The organism is Pseudomonas putida (assembly GCF_004357765.1).
GTDB classification, from domain to species: Bacteria; Pseudomonadota; Gammaproteobacteria; order Pseudomonadales; family Pseudomonadaceae; genus Aquipseudomonas; species Aquipseudomonas putida_U.
This window is the reverse complement of record NZ_SMTE01000005.1, coordinates 140,918-158,652: the sequence shown is the minus strand read 5'-3', so window position 1 is coordinate 158,652 and position 17,735 is coordinate 140,918. Positions and strand designations below refer to the sequence as shown.

Here is a 17,735-nt window from a genome sequence, read left to right as displayed (position 1 = left end):
GTCCGCGACGAATGGGCGTCGTGGTCAGTCGGCCAGGTACTGCTGATAGAACGCCAGGGTGGCCAGGTTCTTGTCCTTGGCCTCGAACATGATGTCGAAGCGATCGAGGAATTGCAGGGCGTAGCGGTTGGTCCAGTGATTCCACATCTGCGCGCTGTGGACGTACAGGTCGCGCTTGTTGACCCGCTCCAGCAGGGCTGGGATGGTCAGTTTGCGCTCGGCGTCGAATCCCAGCGCCTGCAGCGACTCAGGCGGCTGCGAGTAATGCATCACCGGCCGTACGCCGCGCCAGCTGTCGATGATGCGCGCGATGCGTTGATCCTGTGGGTCGATGTAGTCGTCTTCGTGGATCCAGCAATGGTGAATATCCAGCACCACCGGTGCGAGGTCGGCCAGCGACAGGCAATCGTCGACGCCGTAGGTCTTCTCGTCGTTTTCCAGGGTGATCACATTGCGTGCCACTGTCGACAGACGTGGCCAGACCGCGCGCATGCCTGCCGCGCCGAGGCGTCCGGCGATGTGGATGTTGCACTTGAAGTCCTGGAAACGCACGCCGTAGCCCATCATGCGGATCATGTCGGCGTGGTACTCGAACTCGGCCAGGCTGTTCTCCACCACGTCGGGGCGATCCGAGCCCAGCACGCAATATTGGCCAGGGTGGAACGACAGGCGAATGTCGGCTTCACGGGCGACTGCGCCGATGGTGGCGAAGCGTTCGCTCATCAGGGTCTGGAAGTCGCTCTCCCGGTAGATCGGGGCAATGCTCGGATGGCTGTAGAGCGGCAACAGGTCGCTGCTCAGGCGCAACATGCGCAGGGTTGGCGGCAACTCGGTGACGTAGGCCAGCAGGCGCAATTGGGCGTCGAAATTGTGCTGCACCAACTCCAGCAGTTTCGCCCGCGCCGCCTCTGGAGTGGCCGCGGACAGCCAGCGCAGGGTCGTGGTACGCGGATTGAAGGCGCGCTCGATCGCCTCCAGCGCTTTGAGCGATTCGCTGCGATGGGGATGGCGATACTGGCAGGCGAAGCCCAGGCGGGGCATAGGCGATCTCCGGTTAAAGGGGCTGTTCAATGGACCCCGGCGCTCGCTGAACGATCCTTCCCGCTCGCCGGCGTTAACGCTTGGGAGGGCTCAGGAGCCAGCCTTCTCCAGCGCCGCCAGTTCGTCCTCGACCTGCTTCATGCGTTGCTCGGCCACTGCCTGCACGCCGGGGTCGCTGGCCGTTTGGCGCATCAGCGTGGTCAACTTTTCGCTCAGGCGCTTGCCTTGCTCGGTGTTCTCCAGGGCCTGGGCCTTGGCGGGGTCCTGGGTGGCTTCGACGATGGTGGCGAATTCGGCGTCGCTGAAGTTCTTCTCGCTGTATAGCTTATAAAGGTCCTGACGCTGGTCCTCGACGGTGAGGTGCTTGCGCAGCACGGCCTCGATCTGCGCCTGGTCGAGGCCTGGGTGGGTGCGGGTGAGCAGGGCGGCCATGCGCCCGATGTTGTGCTCGTAAGCATCCTGCAACGGCAGCTTGTCCAGGATCTGTGCCTCGCGTGTGGGTTTCTGATCGCAGGCGGCGAGGGCGGTAAGGAACAGCAGCGGCAGCAGCGACTTCGGCAAGCGGGGCATGGGATGGCCTGGGCGGGGAGTGAATGGTGCGATTATACCGATTTGCAGTGACGCGTTGCCTGGGGTAGAACGTGGCCGACTTCACTGTGTTGGCGCCGCCATGCCTGACTGGATCATTCAAGAGCCTACCCGCGATGCCATCGCCGAAATCGTCGCCTTCGTCGACACGGCGCGCCGCACGCTGTTTCCTCTGCTCGCCACCAGTCCGTTGCCCAAGGACCTGGCGCAGTTCGCCGAGACCTATCTGGACGGCAACGGCCATTTTCTCGTGGCGCGCGATCAGGGCCGCCTGATCGCGGCCATCGGTTATCTGCCGTACGACCATCGCTTCGCCCAGCTGGATTACTGCGGCCAGCGCGTGGTCGAGGTGGTACGCCTGTTCGTGCTGCCAGGGTATCGGCGCCATGGCCTGGCCGGCGCGCTGGTCAAGGCGTTGACCAGCCACGCCGTCGCCGCCGGCGTCGAGTGTCTGTACCTGCATACGCATCCCTTTCTGCCAGGGGCGATCGGCTTCTGGCAGGGGCAGGGCTTCACCATCGTCGATGTGGAAGCGGATCCAGTCTGGCAGACCACGCACATGGAAAGGGTCTGTATTTCGGAAGATTCCGACAAACCCTATTCCCGGTAATCACCCCGTTCATTTCGCTCGCGCCTCGCTTGGCTTACCGTCCGAGTAAACCAACTGTGAGAGGAGTTCTGCCGATGGCGCACATTGCCCTGTACAAGCTCAAATTGTTGGACGAGTTCGAGGATCGCCACGATGATTGGACCTATGCCGACTTCGAACGTCGACTGGAGCAAGTGCGGCCCACGCCCCATGGGCAAGATGCCAAGGCGGTCATCATCACGGCGCACAAGGATGGCGCGTGGCCCCAGGTGGTCAAGCGCTTCTTGCTGACCTTTTACCACCTGCAAGGTCGTTTCAGTGCGGAACTGCGCAAGGTATTCGACGAGGTGGTGGCCACGATGAATCCGTTCGAGAGAAGTGCCTGGGGCGTGGGCGAGCAGTGACGCTGCGGGCCGTGCCGCGAATGAGCCAACGCCCTTGCGCTTGCTGAGCAAGCCCTCAGAGTCCGCCCGAAATCGGCCATTCCACTGCCAGGCGAATCTGGTTGCCGTCGAGTTCCGCCTGGGCGGTGTTGCCGCGGTGCAGGTTATGCCGCAGGGAAACGGTCGTTCCTTTGGCCTTGCCGCTCTGCACCACATAGCGCGCTTCGAGGTCACGTTCCCAATGCTTGCCACCCTTGCCGTAGCCCAGATACGCATAGCCACCGTTAGGATCCACGTGGGTGCCGTCGATGTCGAAACCGCGTACGTACAGCGCCGAGAGATTCAACCCGGGCACGCCGAAAGCGCCCATGTCGAGGTCGTAGCGCGCCTGCCAGGACCTTTCGTTGGGTGCGTTGAAGTCGGACATCTGCACCGCGTTTCCAAGAAAAATCGCTCCCCTGGTGACATAGTCGAACGGTGTATTGCCGTCGACTTGTTGCCAGCCAAGGCTGAACGTCTGCGGGCCCTGGGCATAGCGCGAGACCAGGCTCCAGGTGGTGTTGTCGATCTGCCCGGAATAGGCTTTGCCGGTGTCGAGGGTGCGGTACAGATTCAGGTCCAGACTCAGGCTGCGACGGTCGTCGAACGCATGGCTCAGGGTGCTGCCCAGGTAGTGCTGGTTCCAGTTGTCCTCATAGCGTGAGGTGTACAGGCTGGCACTGAATTCGGCGGCAGGGTTCCAGACCATCCCGGCAAGGTCGAAGCTGTTGCCTTGGCGTCCATCCGAGTAGTTGACCACGAAGCCCTGGTCGTGGCTGGAAGCATTGCGGTCGGTACTTTCGTTGAAATGACCGGCAACCAGCTTGAGTGTGTCGATTTCCGTGCTGGTGAGGAAAAAACCGGTCGCTGTTTCCGGCAGCAGGCGGCTGTCGGAAGAGCTGAAGACCGGCGTCTTCACGCGCTGTTCGCCGTACGACAGTACGGTATTGGACATGCGTAGCTTGAGCGCTGCGCCAGCCCGGCTGTATTCATTTTTCGGGTGACCGTCGTTGTCCAGCCCAAGTAGCCGCGCCTTGCCGGCGCGACCGCCGCCGCTGTCGAGTTGCACGCCCAGATAAGCATGGGCATCGACACCCAATCCGATCAGCCCCTGGGTAAATCCAGAGTTGAATGTGCCCATCAGGCCGTAGGCCCATTCCTCGGCCAGACCGTTGCGTTGGTCTCGGGGCTTGTAGGCATTGCGGGCTCCGCTGTTGCGCGCGCCATGCTTGTAGTCGCGCTGGTCGAACACGCTGCGGTTGAGCAGGCTCCAGGTGCTGTCCTCGATCAAGCCCCGGCTCTGGCTTTGCGCCGAATCGGCCAGAGCCAGGGGTACGCTACCCAGCAATGGCAGTGCCAGCAACCAGCGGCTCATTGACCGGCCTCCAGGTGGCGCAGCTGAGTGGTCAGGCGAACCTTGGCGCGCTCAGGCAGGCTGGCAGGCAGCTCGGCTGCGGCGGTGTCGCCGACCTGGATGAGCATCACCATGCCCATGGCCAAGTGCGGGATGCATTGGATGCCGTAAAGCCCAGGCACCGTGAAAGTGTGCTCGAAGGGCTGATTGAGCTTGCTCTTGAACGCCTCGGCGCCCTCCGGCAGGAGCCCTGGCAGGCTCGCGGCATTGTGCCCGCTCATGGTCGGTAGAAAACGCACGGTGTCACCTGGAGCGATATGCAGGTGATCCGGTTCGTACACCATGGCGCCAGCGTCTGTGCGATTGAGCATCTTCACTTCATGCACCTGGGCCAACGTGGCAGGGGCGAACAGGGCGCTAGCGAGCAGCAGGGCGACGGGACGTGACATGGTGACTGCTTCCTGTCTCAAGGGGCGCGGAAACGCAAGATGCGCGCGCCATCAAAAGGGTCGGTGAGGTAATGCGCGTGAACGCCGAAGGTGCTCAGCAGACGCGTGGGGGTGAGCACGTCCGACGGCTTGCCAAGGGACACCAGGCGGCCCTGGTCCAGCACTGCGAGGCGGTCGCAGGTCAGGGCCTGGTTGAGGTCGTGCAGCGCGACCAGCGTGGTCACCGGGAGTGCTTGTACCTGGCGCAGCAGGCCGAGTTGGTGCTGGATGTCCAGGTGATTGGTCGGCTCGTCGAGCAACAGCACCCGTGGGCGCTGGGCCAGGGCGCGGGCGATATGCACCCGCTGGCGCTCGCCGCCGGACAACGAGCTCCAGATCCTGGCCCGCAGATGCAGGGCATCGGCATCGAGCAGCGCCTGTTCGACGATGGCGTGGTCCTCCTGGGAGAACGGTGCCAGCGCCGACAGCCAGGGCGTGCGGCCAAGGGCGACGGCGTCGTAGACGCTGATGGCATCGAGGGTGTCCGCTTGTTGCTCGACCAGTGCCAGGGCCTGGGCGATACGCCGCCGAGGCATGCCGGCCAGTGGCTCGCCGAGCAGCGTTACGCCGCCGCTGGTGGGGGCGCGCAGACCAGCCAGAAGTTTGAGTAGCGAGGATTTGCCTGAGCCATTGGGGCCGACGATACCCAGCGTTTCACCGGGGATCACCTCGAGATCGATGTCGCACAGCACCGCTCGACCACTCAACTCAAGGCCGAGCCTGGCACAGCCGAGAGGGGCGATGTCTGGGATGGGCATAAGGGTCATGGCTGCCTCCGTCGGCTGACCAGGATCAGTGCGAACACCGGCGCGCCGATCAACGCGGTGACCACGCCGACGGGGATCACCTGGCCGGCAATCAACGTGCGTGACAGTACGTCGGCGGCGATCAGGAACAGCGCACCGCCCAACGCGCTGGCCGGCAGCAGGCGACTGTGGCCGGGACCGAGCAAAAGACGCAAGGCATGCGGGATGACCAGTCCGACGAAACCGATGGCGCCGACGATCGAGACCATCACTGCGGTGACCAGCGCCGCGCAACTGATCAGCAGCAATTGTGTACGGCGTACGGGAATGCCCAGCGAGGCGGCGGAGTCCGTCCCGAAGGTGAAGGCATCCAGGGCGCGGCGGTGCCACAGGCACACCATCAGGCCGCCTAGCGCCACCGGCAGGGCCAGCCATACCGAAGGCCAGCGCACGCCACTGAGGTTGCCCAGCAGCCAGAACAGGATGCCCCGCGCTTGCTCGGCCGTCGCCGACTTGGTGATCAGGAAGGCGGTCAGGGCGTTGAACAATTGCGACCCGGCAATGCCGGCGAGTATCACCTGGGCGTTGTTGCTGCTTGGGCCGGCCGCGCGGGCCAGTACCAACACCAGAATGAACGCTGCCAGCGCGCCGATGAAGGCTCCACCGGACAAGCTCAGGGCAATGCTGCCCCAACCCAGCAGGCCCACCAACACCGCACCGGTCGAGGCGCCTGCCGACAGACCCAGCAGGTAAGGCTCCGCCAGCGGGTTGCGCAGCAATGCCTGGAGGATCACGCCGCAGGTGGCCAGGCCGGCGCCGCAAGCGGCCGCGACCAGCGTGCGGGTGAGGCGGTAGTTCCAGACGATGCCGGCATCGATGGGGTCGACCGGGTAGCCGGCCTGCCACAGATGGTTGGCCAGCACCCGGTAAACCACCTCCGGGGCCAGATTGCTCTCGCCGATGGCGGTGCCCACCAGCAGGGCGGCGAGCAGCGCCAGCAGGGCCAGGAAGAGGGCGGTCAACGAACGGCTCATCACGGTGTCGCTTTACCGCTGGCGAACGCTGCCGCGAGTGTTTGCAGGCCACGGAACAGGCGAATGCCTGCCTGCATGGCGTCAGCGTCGAGGATGATGATGCGGTCGTTCTTCACCGCGTCCATGTTGCGGGTGACCGGGTCGCTGCGGAGGAATTCGAGCTTCTTTTGGTAGTCGTCGGCGGGGAAGCGACGGCGGTCCATGCGCGCGATGATCAGCCAGGTGGGATTGGCCTTGGCCAGGGTTTCCCAGCCCACGCTCGGCCATTCCTCGGTCGACTCGACCACGTTGCGCACGCCCAGGGTACGCAGCATGAAGTCGGCCACGCCCTGGCGTCCGGCCACGTAGGGGTCGATGTCGAGGTCGGCGCTGGAGAACCAGAACAGCGCCGAGGTATCGCTCAGGTCCTTGCCGGCCAATTGCTGGCGGGCGCTGGCCAGGCGCTGTTGCAGATCAGCGTTGAGCGCCTCGCCCCGCGCTTGCACATCGAAGATCTCGGCCAACTGACTGATGCTCTTGTAGATGCTGTCGACCTGGAATGCCTGCAAGCGAGTGCCGTCGGCACCGACCAGGTTGTCCTTGCCTTCGCAGTCCGAAGGCAGCAGGTAGGTGGGGATGTGCAGTTCGTCGAATTGCTCACGGGTGGCGACCACGCCTTGGGCGCCGACCATCCATTCGAACTGTACCGCCACCAACTGCGGGCGCTTGCCGACCACGGCTTCGAAGCTCGGGTCGTTGTCGGCCAGGCGCTCGACCTTGTCGTTGAGTGCCTTGTACTCCGGCAGCACGTTGTTGAACCACAAAGAGGTACCGACCAGCTTCTCGCCAAGGCCTAGCGCATACAGCATTTCGGTGCCGGCCTGGCCGATGGTGACCACGCGCTCGGGGGCTTGGGTGAAGGTCTGCGTGGTGGTGCAGTTGGGCACGCTCAGCGGGTAGTGGGTGGCGGCCGCCTGGGCCATACCGGTCAGACTCAGTCCGGCAAGCAAAGTGGCGAAACGTGGCAGCATGCTGGTCGATCTCCTATCGGACAGTTCACGGAGGAACCCACGGACAGGCATCGCCAGCGCGCGCGCAAAGGCGAACGGCACCGGTACAGATGGCCAATCCCGGACACCCCGCCGGTTGGTGAATGTAGGCCGGCAGGTCTCCTGACTGGTGCGTCATCGCCCGGCTCCAGCCTTCCCGGATCGGAGATCCAGTGGCATCGATGGAGCGGGCTCGGCACCTACAGTTGCGGGGGCAGTTCCGTTTGACTCGCCTGGGCGAGTCGGGGATTCCCTATTAATTCCGTGGTGGAAACCGGCGGGCCGCATGGTAGACCATCCGGCCGCTCGGTGAAACGCATTTCAGAAGTACTTGAGCCAGCGGATGTCGCGTCGGCGTGCCTTGAGGCGAGCGAAGCTGCGTACCGGCAGGTACAGCACCGCTGTTAACAGCAACGCCATCAGCCACACCGAGGCGATGCCATCGAACCCGAAGTAGTCGCCGTGGTTCAGCCCGAACAGCGCCACGCAGGTCACGTACAGCAACTTGAGTACGTACAGGTGCAACAAGTAGAAGAACATCGGGGCTGCGCCGAATACCGCCAGCATACCGATCCAGCGCACCGCGCCTGCACGTTCGAAGGCGCGCAGCAGCAACAGCCCACAGCCGAGGGTCAGGGTGAGGAACAACAGGGACGGTGGGTATTTGGTGATGTTGAAGAAGCTCATCGCGGTGTGGGTGAAGTCGGGGTAGACACTCCAGGGCGCCTCACCGTACCCGTTGAGCAAGCGCAGCAGAACGAAGCCGGCCAGGGCGACCAGGCCGACCACCAGCAGCCGCTGCTGGCGTCGGTCGGCCGCGCTGCCACGGGCGAACCAGGGCCCCAGACCATAGCCCAGGGCGATCACGCCGATCCAGGGCAGCACGGGGTAGGACGTGCGCAGGCGCATCGCCTCGGAGACTTCCAGCCAGCCACGGTCATGCAGGATCGCCCAGGGTACGTGCAGCGCGGACTCCGCGCCGAAGTGCAGACCATCGAGCAGGTTGTGCCCAGCCACGATCAGGACGCCGATAGCAAGCAGCGCGGGGCGCGGCAGCCATACCAGCAGCGACAGGGCGATCATGCTGATGCCGATGGCCCAGATCACCTGCAAGTAGATGACGCTGGGGGGGAACTGGAAGGTCCAGGCGAAGTTGACCAGGGTGAACTCCAGTACCACCAGGAACAGTCCGCGCTTGAACAGAAAGGCCGACACATCGCTACGGCCCTGATGCTTCTCGCCGTACAGCCAGGCCGACAGCCCGGTGAGCAGGACGAACACTGGGGCGCACAGGTGCGCCAGGGTTCGGCTGAAGAACAACGAAGGCTCGGTGGCGTCGATGGTCATTGGATCGCTGACCTGGCGATGCAGAAAGAAGGTTTCGCGGACGTGGTCCAGCAGCATGAACAGGATGACCAGACCGCGCAGGGCATCGATGCTCTGCAGGCGCTGGGTGAGCAGGGTGGGCGTGGCTGAGGCGCTTGTCATGGGTGAGGTCGCAGTCAGGAATGAATATCAAGTGAAACGTTATCTTATAACAATAAAGTGAGCTGTGGTAGCTCCATTTCCTCCCCGGCGACCTCTGGGAAATGTCAGCCAAATCATCAGGTTCTGCGGTTTCAGTGGGATGGGTTCAAGGGTCTTGGCGCGGTTAGCGTCCGCGCCGGCGCGACACCCGGGCCTCGATGTTCTTGCGCCCGATCAGCAACGGCGGCTTTTCCACCACCGGCTCGTCTGCCAGCCACTTGTACATCACCAGGCAATCCACCAGCCCCAGGCGGGCATGACGAAACGCCTTGGGCAAGCGGCCGACGGTCTCGAAGCCTAGCTTCTGCCAGAGCGCCACGGCCACTTCGTTGCTGGCCACCACCGAGTTGAACTGCAAGGCCAGAAAGCCCTCCTGGCGCGCCTGTTTCTGCGAGTGTTCGCACATCAATCGTGCCACCCCACGCCCACGGGCAGCTTCGCAGACCACATAGCCGCAGTTGCCGACATGGCTGCCGGGGCCAGCGGCATTGGCCTTGAGGTAATAGGCGCCGAGCAATTCGCCGTCCTGTTCGGCCACCCAGCTGTGCAGGGGCAGTTCCAGCCAGTGCCGGCGACCCTGTTCGAAGCTCATGTCAGGAGCAAGGGCATAGGTTTCGCAGGCCTGGATCACGGCCTGGAAGGTTGGCCAGAATCGTTCGAAGTCGTCTGGGGTCATGGGGCGTAGAAGGGTCATGGCATTACCTGCAATGGCTGGGGCGCCAAGTCTGGGTCGGCAGGCGCCGCCACGCAAGGGTGGCGACGCTAATCCGGCTCAGCCGTCGGCCTTGCCCACTGCATCCATTGCGCGCGCCGAGTACACCAGCGCGGCACCAGCGTTCATCGCCACGGCCACGCCGAGGGCTTCGGCGATTTCTTCGCGAGTGGCGCCGTGCTTGACCGCCTGTTGCGAGTGCACCGCGATGCAGCCATCGCAGCGCGTGGTCACCGCGACGGCCAGGGAGATCAGTTCGCGGGTCTTGGCGTCCAGATGGTTGGTCTTGGCGCCGGCGCCGCTGGCGGTCATGTAGCCAGCGACGGTGTCGGGGGACAACTGCTTGAGATCGCCGATGCCGGCCATCAACTGCTTACGGTAGGCGTCCCAGTCCATCATGCTCATCGTCTTCACCTTGTGCGGTTGGGGAGGGTGAGCTTTCAGGCTAGACGATGGTGGGCGGCGGAGCCGCCCGGGTGGGTATCAGATGTAGATGAAGATCAGGACCAGGGCAGCGACGACGGCCCACTTTTCCAGGTAATAGCGGGTGCGGTTGCGCTTTTTCAGGGCCTTGCCGCGCTCACGGATCTTGTAGATGCGGGTGAACAGACGGTTGATGCCGCCGGTCTTGTCGCTGGCATCGTTGGGTGCGGCTGCTGCGGACATCACGTTACGGCTGAACCAGCGGTTGAAAGCAGTGGCCCAGCGGTACTTGAGCGGGCGCTCGATGTCGCAGAACAGGATGATGCGGTTGTGTTCGGTGGTGTTGGCGGCGTAATGGATGTAGGTCTCGTCGAAGATCACCGCTTCACCGTCACGCCAGGAATATTTCTCGCCGTCCACATCGATGTAGCAGCCGTCGTCGTTGGGCGTATCCAGGCCCAGGTGATAGCGATAGGAACCGGCGTAGGGGTCGCGATGGCGAACCAGCTTGGCACCCGGCGGCAAGGTGGCGAACATCGCTGCCTTGACCGTACCGATACCTTGCAGCAGCTCGGTGGTGCGTGGGCACAGGTTCATCGCCGAAGGGTGGCTCTCGCCATACCACTTCAGGTAGAAGCGCTTCCAGCCAGTCTTGAAGAACGAGTTGAAGCCGACGTCGTCATAGTTGGCGGACTTCTTGATCTCACCCACGTGCAGCAATTGCTGCGCTTCTTCGCGGATTTCCTGCCAGTGGTCCTTGAGCGGCTGCAGTTCGGGGAACGCCTCGACCGGCAGGTACGGCTTGGCCGGATGCCGGGAGAACAGATAGAGGAAGCTGTTGATCGGCGCAAGGAAACTGGAGTGGTCACCCAGCTGGCGCGTCAGCTTGTGACGCACTCGACCGCGCAGGTGTACATAGGCGATCGAAGCGACGAAAAGAAGTACGAGTGCAATTTTCATGGACGTTTACTTGTCGAAAAATGGCCATGTGACATGGCTTGAGCCCGCCAGCATAAACAATCACGGGACGGGTTTGTACTGAATGTTGGCCCTACGTGGGTCGACTTAGGTGTAACGTTCCCTTGTCTACGCAAACGATTCACCTGCAAGGAGCCGATATGGCCGAAGACCTACGCCCCACCGGCAGCCCCTTCAAACGATTGTTTTTCGCCCTGCCGGTAGCCGAAGCCCAGCGCGGTGCCATTGGCCAATGGCGAAGCGCGCTGGGCTTGCGCAGTGGCAAGCCGGTGCCCAAAGACAACTTCCACCTGACTTTGCTGTTCCTGGGCGATGTGGATGCCGTTCAAATGCCGGCCATTCAGGCCGCGGTCGACAAGCTGGTACTGCCCGACGCTCCGCTGCGTCTGTCGCTCGACCGTCTGAACGTCTGGCCCCGCCCTGGAGTGCTGGTGCTCGAGCCGCAGACCACGCCGCCCGCCCTGCGCCAGCTGGTCTACGCCCTCGAGCAGGCGCTGTTGCCGTTGGGCATCGCCCAGCCGGCGCGCGACTACCGGCCGCACCTGACCCTTTCGCGGGACTTCCGTGGCCAGCCCCCTGAAGCATCGGTGGCCCCAGCGTTTTTCATGGCCGCCCGGCATTTCACCCTCTACGAGTCGCGCAAGGGACGCTATTGGCCCTTGGCAGAGTGGCCGTTGACCTGAACCATCAAACCGGCAGGCTCTGGTAGGGCAGTTCCTCTCCAGGACTGCGGGCGAATTGGCGCTTGTATTCGCGGCTGAACTGCGACGTGCTCTGGTAGCCCACCCGATGGGCCGCCTGCGCTACGCCCAGGCCTTCGCCGATCAGCATCTGTTGCGCCTTGAGCAGGCGCAGGCGCTTGAGGTACTGCATGGGGGCCATGTCGGTGCAACGCTTGAAGTGCTCATGGAAGGTCGAGACGCTCATGTTGGCGCGTGCTGCCAGGTCTTCGACGCTCAGCGGTGCGGCGTAGTGCTCGCGCAGGTGGGCGAGGGCGGCGGCGATGCGGGCGAAGTGTCCCTGTTGTTCGACCAGCGCCCGCAGCACACCGGCCTGGGGCCCGCGCAGTGCGGTATACAACACCTCGCGGACCCGCGCAGGGCCGAGCACCCGAGCGTCCAGCGGGTCTTGCAGACACTGCAGCAGGCGTTCGACGCTGGCGCGCATCGGCGCGTCCAGCGCTGCCGAAGTCATCGATTGCGGGGTTTGCGCCTGGACCGCCGGATCAGGGGGCAGGTCCATGCTTTGCACCAGCTCGCTGAGCACGGTGCGGTCGATATCGACGGCCACGCCGAGCAATGGAGCTTCGGCCGTGGCGAAGGTTTCGCACATGAACGGTACCGACAGCGCCTGTACCAGGTAATGTCCCGCGCCGTATTCCAGGGTCCGCGGCCCCAGGCGAGCGAGTTTGCTGCCCTGGGCCAGGATCATCAGGCTCGGTTCGTAGATTTGCGGGCTACTGGCCACATAATGGTCCCAACTCAACACCTGAACCTGGGGTAGAGGAGTAGGAACGAAGCCTGGCCGCGTGACGAGGTTGCGGATCAGCGTACAGAGCGAAGCGTTGGCGTCGACATGACGAGTCAATTGCATGGTAAGCCCGGGCAGAGAATCAGACACTGAAATGATCGCAGATTGGCGGCAAGGCGCCAGAGGCAGAAGGTTAACTTCGGAGAATTCGGCATGCATGCCGGAGGATCAGTCGTGGGCGTGGGTGGGGACGGTGCGGATAATGAGCGCCACTGAATCGTTTCACTCCATGAGGTCCTGTATGTACACCGCTATCGGTTACGCTGCCCAAACCCCCACCAGCCCATTGGCGCCGATGTCCTTCGAGCGCCGTAGCCCGCGTGCGGACGATGTCGCCATCGATATCCTGTATTGCGGGGTGTGCCACTCCGACATCCATCAGGCGCGCAACGAGTGGGGCATTGCCGTGTACCCGCTGATGCCGGGTCACGAAATCATCGGGCGAGTGACCGCGGTGGGCGACAAGGTGTCGGCACATAAGGTCGGGGACCTGGTCGGGGTTGGCTGCATGGTCGACTCGTGCCGCCACTGCGAAGCCTGCGCCAAGGACCTCGAGCAGTACTGCCTGGAAGGCCCGACCATGACCTACGCCACCCCCGACCGGGTCGACGGCAGCAACACCATGGGCGGCTACTCCAGCAGTATCGTGGTCAACGAACATTTCGTGGTGCGCATTCCTGCCGGCATGGACTTGCCCAGCGCCGCGCCGATCCTCTGCGCCGGCATCACCACCTACTCACCGCTCAAGCACCACGGTGTGGGCCCCGGCCACAAGGTCGGCATCCTCGGCATGGGTGGATTGGGCCATATGGGTATCAAGCTGGCCAAGGCACTGGGCGCCGAGGTGACGCTGTTCACCCGCTCCCAGGCCAAGGCCGAAGAGGCCCGCCGCCAGGGTGCGGATCACGTGATCGTGTCTACCGACGCCGAGCAGATGCAGGCTGCCGCAGGCCGTTTCGACTTCCTGCTCGACACCATCCCGGTGCAGCACGACCTGAATCCTTACCTGGAAACCCTCAAGTTCGATGGCGTGCATATCCTCGTCGGACTGATCGAGCCGATCGACCCGGCTGTGCATGCGGCGAACCTGGTACTCAAGCGGCGGGTACTGGCCGGTTCGTTGATCGGCGGTATCGCCGAGACCCAGGAAGTGCTGGACTTCTGCGCCGAACATGACATCCGTTGCGATATCGAGATGCTGGATATCCGCAACATCAACCAGGCGTACGAGCGCATGATCGCCGGTGACGTGAAGTATCGCTTCGTGATCGACATGGCCACGCTCAAAGGCTGACTCCCTGGGCCCTCGCTGGTTCAGCGAGGGCCCTGCAGGAGCGGCTTCACCGAAGCGCCGCCTGCGCCTGGCAGCGTGCTCCTCTGGGCAACACGGCTGCTCTGGAAAAAACTCACTCGCCAACGGCCGCAACGGTTGTGGCACCTGGCTGTGGCGCGTACCATGCCGGGCATTCCTCCAATAACCCATCATGCGCCAACCCCGTCGAACTTCGGCGTGGGTCGTGTCTTCTATCGTCCTGTCCGCGTTACAGCGAGTCTTCTCCATGAATGGACCCACCCCCCTCGACATGCCCCCCACCGTGGGCAGCGGCAGCTGGCTGAGCGTGATCGCGCTGGCCCTGGCCGCGTTCATCTTCAACACCACCGAGTTCGTGCCGGTGGCATTGCTCAGCGACATCGGCCGCAGCTTCGACATGGGCACCGCCCAGGTCGGCCTGATGCTGACCATCTATGCCTGGGTCGTGGCGCTGGCCTCCCTGCCGATGATGCTGCTGACCCGCAACATCGAGCGCCGCCGCCTGCTGTTGCTGGTTTTCCTGGTGTTCGTTGTCAGCCATCTGCTGTCGTGGTTGTCGCAGAGCTTCGCCATGTTGCTGGTCAGCCGCATCGGCATCGCCTTGTCCCACGCAGTGTTCTGGTCGATCACCGCTTCGCTGGCGGTGCGCGTGGCACCGCCTGGACAGCAGGCCAAGGCACTCGGGCTGCTGGCCACCGGTACCACGCTGGCGATGGTGCTGGGGATTCCCTTGGGACGGGTGGTGGGCGAGGCACTGGGCTGGCGGGTGACCTTCCTGAGCATTGCCGGTGTAGCGCTGGGCACCATGCTTTGCCTGATGAAGTCGCTGCCGCTGTTGCCCAGCCAGAACTCCGGTTCGTTGCGCAGCCTGCCGATCCTGTTCAAGCGTCGAGCCCTGGTGATCACCTACCTGCTGGTGACCCTGGTCATCACTGCGCAGTTCACCGCCTACAGCTACATCGAGCCGTTTGCCCTGCACGTGGCGCAGATCGGCGGCGAGCGCACCACGTTGCTGCTGTTGCTGTTCGGTGGCGCCGGGGTGTTTGGCTCGGTGCTGTTCAGTCGTTACAGCGACCGCTTTCCCCAGGGCTTCTTAATCGGCTCGATCGGCCTGTTGGCGGCCTGCCTGCTGTTGCTGCTGCCGCTATCAGGCAACTTCTACGTTCTCGCTGGTTTGAGCGTGTTCTGGGGCGTGGCGATCCTCAGTTTCAGCCTGTCGTTGCAGTCCAGGACCCTCAAGCTGGCCTCCGACGCGACCGATGTGGCCATGGCGTTGTTCTCGGGCATCTACAACATCGGGATCGGCGGCGGTGCGCTGCTGGGCAGTGTCGTCAGCAGTCAACTGGGCGTTGCCTCCATCGGCGTGGTGGGAGGCGTGGTCGCACTGATCGGGCTGGCCATCGCGGTGGCCAGCAGCCGCCGTTTCAGTGAGACGCTGGCGTCCTGATTCAGCCCAGCACGGCGGCCCATGCCGATATCAGCAACAGTCCTGCCAGGGCGCGGTTGAACCACAACAAGCGCCCTGGCGTCTGCAGCCAGCGGGCGCTGCCGACACCCAGCGCCGCCCAAAGCGCCATGCACGGCAGGGCAACCAGCAGGAACACCAAGGCCAATTGCCACACCGGCAGCGAGGGTGCAGCGAAAACGCCTATCACGGCCACAGCCATGAGCCAGACTTTGGGATTGACCAGTTGCAGCGATGCCGCGCCGACCACCCCGAAATGACTCGAGCCCGCCTGATCGAGCGGCTCGCCGGCGCTGCGCAGCATGCCCACGGCCAGCCAGCTCAACCACAGCACTCCCGCCCAGCTCATTGCCTGCTGCACCAGTGGATGACGCACCAGTAACTCACCAAGCCCCAGTCCGACAGCCAGCACGATTGCCGCCGCGGCGCCACAGGCGGCCAGTATCGGTGCTACGCTCGCTCGCAGGCCTTGCCTGGCGCCATGGGCAAGGATCAGCAGATTGGTAGGCCCCGGGCTGATGCTGGCAACGAGGGCAAAAACGATGAAGGGCAACAACGCGTGCGACATGACGAACGTCTCCGATGGATCGAAGCACCATGTTCGCCGCTGGTCGGTCGCTAGTCTGGAAGGTTTGAGCAACGCCTGCGGTAATCCGCCGGCGTCAGGCGATAGGCTCGGCGGAACCAACGCCCCAGATGGCTCTGATCGGCGAAGCCGAGGGCTGCGGCGACCTCGGTGGGCGTCTGACCCTGGGCCAGCAGGCGCCGGGCCCGCGCCAGGCGCAGTTGGATCAGGTAGGCATGCGGAGCCAGGCCGAAGGCGACCTTGAACGCGCGGCTAAGGCGAAAACGGTCGACCCCGCAGGCCAGGGCGACCTCTTCCAGGCTGATGTCGCGCTCGAGGTTGGCGTGCAGGTAGTCACGTGCACGTTGGGCGGTCAGGGGCAGGCGTGGGTCGGGGTCAAGACGTTTGCGCCAATGCAGATGACGCGTCAGGCAAACGAGCAATTGGTCCATTGCGCTTTGCCGCACGATGCGCAGTTCCTGGTCATGCATGGCGCGAAAAGCCAGCGCGGTGGCAGTGGCCAGTTGCGCATCCTGGCACAAGGTGTCGGCGAAGCTGGGCAGGTTGTTGCTTGGCGCCTGTTCGAACACTGAGCGCAGCTCGGTTTCGAGCCAAGTCGGCTGCAGGTACAGGGTGGAGTAGGTGAACCCGTCAGCGGTGGGGGCATGGCCGTCGTGGATATCGCCGGGCTCGAGCAGGAACACTTGGCCCGGAGTGCTGTTGTGACGCACCCGACGGCAGTTGAATTGTTGCACGCCCTGTTCGGTGACACCGACCAGGAAGCTGTCGTGCCAATGCGGATCGTAGGCGTGACCGACGAAATGCGCACGCACCGACTCGATGCCGGTGTCGGCATCCTGCTTGAGGTCGATCCAGTCGCTCATGGCCGCGGGCTGCTGTTGGGAAAGGGTCGTTCACCTTAACGCACAAGCCCGACTCCGGTTTAGAAGAATTGTGCAGGTTGCAGTGCCGCGAACCGTTCACGCAGCCACAGATGCAGACGCGACACGGCAGGTGACAATTGCTTGCGGTGCGGGCAGGCCAGGGACACTGGCGTGAGTTCGCCCGGGAGCTCCGGCAACAATACCTCCAGCTCTCCTGCCGTCACGTTGGCGCTGACATCCAGCCAAGACTTATAGGCAATACCTTCACCGAGAAGGGCCCAGCGGCGGACCACGTCGGCATCGTCGCTGAACAGTGGCCCGCTGACCTGGACCATACGATTGCCCAGGCGCCAGTTGTCGTAGATGCGCCCCAACTGCAGATAAAGCAGGCAGGCATGCTGCTGCAGGTCATCGATGGTTTGTGGTCGACCATGCCTGGCCAAGTAGCTGGGTGACGCCACCAGCACACGGCGGTTCCAGGGCGCCAGGGGCAGGGCGATATAGTTGGCTTCCTGATTGATGCCATAGCGGATGGCGACGTCGACCGGATCGCGAAACAGGTCGGCGATCTGATCGGACAGAAACAGGCGCAGGCTCAGTTCGGGATGGTCGCGGCGAAAATCGTTGAGCCAGGGCAGCAGGATATTGCGGCCCAGATCCGACGGCGCCGACACCTGCAGCACACCGCGCAGGCCGCTCTGCGCGCCGTGCAGGTTGTCGCGACCCTGGCGCAGGCTGTCCAGCACGTTCAAGGCGGTTGGCAAGTACAGCTCGCCTTCGGCGGTCAGTCGTAGGCTTCGCGTGGTGCGGGCGAACAGGCGCACGTCGAGTTCGCGTTCCAGGCGCTTGATCGCGGCAGCGACCTGTCCGGGTAGCAGATCGGCCTCATGGGCGGCGGCGGTGAAGCTGCCCAATGCACTGCTGCGCACGAACAGCTCCAGGTCATCCAGTCGAAGCATTTTCACTCCATCGGTGAAAGTGTTGCTGCATTCTGCAGGTTTTTATTTCCTGGAGGAAAGATAAGATGTGCGGCACTTCCCCGTCTCGCT

The 17,735-nt window shown here is 63.7% G+C and carries 20 protein-coding genes and 1 riboswitch; of the genes, 5 read left to right on the top strand and 15 right to left on the bottom strand.

What is annotated here, in order from left to right; translation table 11 throughout:
- Nucleotides 1-24 precede the first annotated feature (24 nt).
- A complete protein-coding gene (uvsE, locus tag E2H86_RS09220) occupies nt 25-1,041 on the bottom strand; it encodes a UV DNA damage repair endonuclease UvsE (RefSeq protein WP_133326925.1) in 1,017 nt (338 codons plus the stop codon).
- A 90-nt stretch (nt 1,042-1,131) separates the two neighbouring features.
- Nucleotides 1,132-1,611 carry a hypothetical protein gene (locus E2H86_RS09215; protein WP_133326923.1) on the bottom strand — a complete coding sequence of 160 codons (480 nt, stop codon included), beginning with the start codon at nt 1,609-1,611 and terminating at the stop codon, nt 1,132-1,134.
- Nucleotides 1,612-1,711: 100 nt separating this feature from the next.
- On the opposite strand from E2H86_RS09215, the gene E2H86_RS09210 reads away from it, so the two are divergent.
- Nucleotides 1,712-2,239: a GNAT family N-acetyltransferase gene (locus E2H86_RS09210; protein WP_133326921.1), complete on the top strand. Its 528-nt coding sequence runs from the start codon at nt 1,712-1,714 to the stop codon at nt 2,237-2,239.
- Nucleotides 2,240-2,313: 74 nt separating this feature from the next.
- Complete coding sequence (locus tag E2H86_RS09205) at nt 2,314-2,622, top strand: hypothetical protein (protein ID WP_133326919.1); 309 nt, start codon at nt 2,314-2,316, stop codon at nt 2,620-2,622.
- A 55-nt stretch (nt 2,623-2,677) separates the two neighbouring features.
- Here the strand turns inward: E2H86_RS09205 and E2H86_RS09200 are convergent, their stop codons facing one another.
- From E2H86_RS09200 to lpxO, 9 genes are all read right to left on the bottom strand, one after another.
- The gene (locus E2H86_RS09200; protein ID WP_133326917.1) at nt 2,678-4,015 is read right to left on the bottom strand and encodes an OprD family porin; all 1,338 of its coding nucleotides are present in this window, start codon (nt 4,013-4,015) and stop codon (nt 2,678-2,680) included.
- Nucleotides 4,012-4,443, bottom strand: coding sequence for a pseudoazurin (locus tag E2H86_RS09195; RefSeq protein ID WP_133326915.1), 432 nt, complete (start codon nt 4,441-4,443; stop codon nt 4,012-4,014). The genes E2H86_RS09200 and E2H86_RS09195 overlap by 4 nt, the downstream gene beginning before the upstream one ends.
- A gap of 17 nt (nt 4,444-4,460) precedes the next feature.
- On the bottom strand, nt 4,461-5,249 hold the full coding sequence (locus E2H86_RS09190) for an ABC transporter ATP-binding protein (RefSeq protein ID WP_133326913.1): 789 nt from the start codon (nt 5,247-5,249) through the stop codon (nt 4,461-4,463).
- Complete coding sequence (locus E2H86_RS09185) at nt 5,246-6,262, bottom strand: FecCD family ABC transporter permease (RefSeq protein ID WP_133326911.1); 1,017 nt, start codon at nt 6,260-6,262, stop codon at nt 5,246-5,248. Before E2H86_RS09185 ends, E2H86_RS09190 begins: the two co-directional genes overlap by 4 nt.
- Nucleotides 6,262-7,272 carry an ABC transporter substrate-binding protein gene (locus E2H86_RS09180; RefSeq protein ID WP_133326909.1) on the bottom strand — a complete coding sequence of 337 codons (1,011 nt, stop codon included), beginning with the start codon at nt 7,270-7,272 and terminating at the stop codon, nt 6,262-6,264. The genes E2H86_RS09185 and E2H86_RS09180 overlap by 1 nt, the downstream gene beginning before the upstream one ends.
- 114 nt (nt 7,273-7,386) lie before the next feature.
- Nucleotides 7,387-7,584: riboswitch (cobalamin riboswitch) on the bottom strand.
- A 27-nt stretch (nt 7,585-7,611) separates the two neighbouring features.
- A complete protein-coding gene (locus E2H86_RS09175) occupies nt 7,612-8,778 on the bottom strand; it encodes a DUF1624 domain-containing protein (RefSeq protein ID WP_133326907.1) in 1,167 nt (388 codons plus the stop codon).
- 163 nt (nt 8,779-8,941) lie between these two features.
- The gene (locus tag E2H86_RS09170) at nt 8,942-9,511 is read right to left on the bottom strand and encodes a GNAT family N-acetyltransferase (protein WP_133326905.1); all 570 of its coding nucleotides are present in this window, start codon (nt 9,509-9,511) and stop codon (nt 8,942-8,944) included.
- Between the two features lie 78 nt (nt 9,512-9,589).
- A complete protein-coding gene (locus E2H86_RS09165; protein WP_133326903.1) occupies nt 9,590-9,934 on the bottom strand; it encodes a carboxymuconolactone decarboxylase family protein in 345 nt (114 codons plus the stop codon).
- Nucleotides 9,935-10,012: 78 nt separating this feature from the next.
- Nucleotides 10,013-10,912, bottom strand: a complete 900-nt coding sequence (gene lpxO / locus E2H86_RS09160; protein WP_133326901.1) for a lipid A hydroxylase LpxO — start codon at nt 10,910-10,912, stop codon at nt 10,013-10,015.
- Between the two features lie 158 nt (nt 10,913-11,070).
- Here lpxO and thpR point away from each other — a divergent pair, with 158 nt between their 5' ends.
- Nucleotides 11,071-11,613, top strand: coding sequence for an RNA 2',3'-cyclic phosphodiesterase (thpR, locus tag E2H86_RS09155; protein WP_133326899.1), 543 nt, complete (start codon nt 11,071-11,073; stop codon nt 11,611-11,613).
- Between the two features lie 4 nt (nt 11,614-11,617).
- Here the strand turns inward: thpR and E2H86_RS09150 are convergent, their stop codons facing one another.
- Complete coding sequence (locus tag E2H86_RS09150) at nt 11,618-12,523, bottom strand: AraC family transcriptional regulator (protein WP_133326897.1); 906 nt, start codon at nt 12,521-12,523, stop codon at nt 11,618-11,620.
- A gap of 178 nt (nt 12,524-12,701) precedes the next feature.
- Here E2H86_RS09150 and calA point away from each other — a divergent pair, with 178 nt between their 5' ends.
- Nucleotides 12,702-13,754 carry a vanillin reductase gene (calA, locus tag E2H86_RS09145; RefSeq protein WP_133326895.1) on the top strand — a complete coding sequence of 351 codons (1,053 nt, stop codon included), beginning with the start codon at nt 12,702-12,704 and terminating at the stop codon, nt 13,752-13,754.
- Nucleotides 13,755-14,019: 265 nt separating this feature from the next.
- Nucleotides 14,020-15,219 carry a sugar transporter gene (locus tag E2H86_RS09140; RefSeq protein ID WP_133326893.1) on the top strand — a complete coding sequence of 400 codons (1,200 nt, stop codon included), beginning with the start codon at nt 14,020-14,022 and terminating at the stop codon, nt 15,217-15,219.
- A gap of 1 nt (nt 15,220) precedes the next feature.
- Here the strand turns inward: E2H86_RS09140 and E2H86_RS09135 are convergent, their stop codons facing one another.
- The 3 genes from E2H86_RS09135 to E2H86_RS09125 are packed head-to-tail and all read right to left on the bottom strand — an operon-like array spanning nt 15,221 to nt 17,645.
- Nucleotides 15,221-15,805, bottom strand: a complete 585-nt coding sequence (locus E2H86_RS09135; RefSeq protein WP_133326891.1) for a LysE family translocator — start codon at nt 15,803-15,805, stop codon at nt 15,221-15,223.
- Between the two features lie 50 nt (nt 15,806-15,855).
- On the bottom strand, nt 15,856-16,686 hold the full coding sequence (locus tag E2H86_RS09130; protein WP_133326889.1) for an AraC family transcriptional regulator: 831 nt from the start codon (nt 16,684-16,686) through the stop codon (nt 15,856-15,858).
- Between the two features lie 59 nt (nt 16,687-16,745).
- Nucleotides 16,746-17,645: a LysR family transcriptional regulator gene (locus tag E2H86_RS09125; RefSeq protein ID WP_133326887.1), complete on the bottom strand. Its 900-nt coding sequence runs from the start codon at nt 17,643-17,645 to the stop codon at nt 16,746-16,748.
- Between the last annotated feature and the right edge of the window lie 90 nt (nt 17,646-17,735).

Bases quoted from the DNA above. Each gene is read 5' to 3' on its own strand.
- uvsE (WP_133326925.1), bottom strand. From the start codon at position 1,041: ATGCCCCGCCTGGGCTTCGCCTGCCAGTATCGCCATCCCCATCGCAGC.
- E2H86_RS09215 (WP_133326923.1), bottom strand. From the start codon at position 1,611: ATGCCCCGCTTGCCGAAGTCGCTGCTGCCGCTGCTGTTCCTTACCGCC.
- E2H86_RS09210 (WP_133326921.1), top strand. From the start codon at position 1,712: ATGCCTGACTGGATCATTCAAGAGCCTACCCGCGATGCCATCGCCGAA.
- E2H86_RS09205 (WP_133326919.1), top strand. From the start codon at position 2,314: ATGGCGCACATTGCCCTGTACAAGCTCAAATTGTTGGACGAGTTCGAG.
- E2H86_RS09200 (WP_133326917.1), bottom strand. From the start codon at position 4,015: ATGAGCCGCTGGTTGCTGGCACTGCCATTGCTGGGTAGCGTACCCCTG.
- E2H86_RS09195 (WP_133326915.1), bottom strand. From the start codon at position 4,443: ATGTCACGTCCCGTCGCCCTGCTGCTCGCTAGCGCCCTGTTCGCCCCT.
- E2H86_RS09190 (WP_133326913.1), bottom strand. From the start codon at position 5,249: ATGACCCTTATGCCCATCCCAGACATCGCCCCTCTCGGCTGTGCCAGG.
- E2H86_RS09185 (WP_133326911.1), bottom strand. From the start codon at position 6,262: ATGAGCCGTTCGTTGACCGCCCTCTTCCTGGCCCTGCTGGCGCTGCTC.
- E2H86_RS09180 (WP_133326909.1), bottom strand. From the start codon at position 7,272: ATGCTGCCACGTTTCGCCACTTTGCTTGCCGGACTGAGTCTGACCGGT.
- E2H86_RS09175 (WP_133326907.1), bottom strand. From the start codon at position 8,778: ATGACAAGCGCCTCAGCCACGCCCACCCTGCTCACCCAGCGCCTGCAG.
- E2H86_RS09170 (WP_133326905.1), bottom strand. From the start codon at position 9,511: ATGACCCTTCTACGCCCCATGACCCCAGACGACTTCGAACGATTCTGG.
- E2H86_RS09165 (WP_133326903.1), bottom strand. From the start codon at position 9,934: ATGAGCATGATGGACTGGGACGCCTACCGTAAGCAGTTGATGGCCGGC.
- lpxO (WP_133326901.1), bottom strand. From the start codon at position 10,912: ATGAAAATTGCACTCGTACTTCTTTTCGTCGCTTCGATCGCCTATGTA.
- thpR (WP_133326899.1), top strand. From the start codon at position 11,071: ATGGCCGAAGACCTACGCCCCACCGGCAGCCCCTTCAAACGATTGTTT.
- E2H86_RS09150 (WP_133326897.1), bottom strand. From the start codon at position 12,523: ATGCAATTGACTCGTCATGTCGACGCCAACGCTTCGCTCTGTACGCTG.
- calA (WP_133326895.1), top strand. From the start codon at position 12,702: ATGTACACCGCTATCGGTTACGCTGCCCAAACCCCCACCAGCCCATTG.
- E2H86_RS09140 (WP_133326893.1), top strand. From the start codon at position 14,020: ATGAATGGACCCACCCCCCTCGACATGCCCCCCACCGTGGGCAGCGGC.
- E2H86_RS09135 (WP_133326891.1), bottom strand. From the start codon at position 15,805: ATGTCGCACGCGTTGTTGCCCTTCATCGTTTTTGCCCTCGTTGCCAGC.
- E2H86_RS09130 (WP_133326889.1), bottom strand. From the start codon at position 16,686: ATGAGCGACTGGATCGACCTCAAGCAGGATGCCGACACCGGCATCGAG.
- E2H86_RS09125 (WP_133326887.1), bottom strand. From the start codon at position 17,645: ATGCTTCGACTGGATGACCTGGAGCTGTTCGTGCGCAGCAGTGCATTG.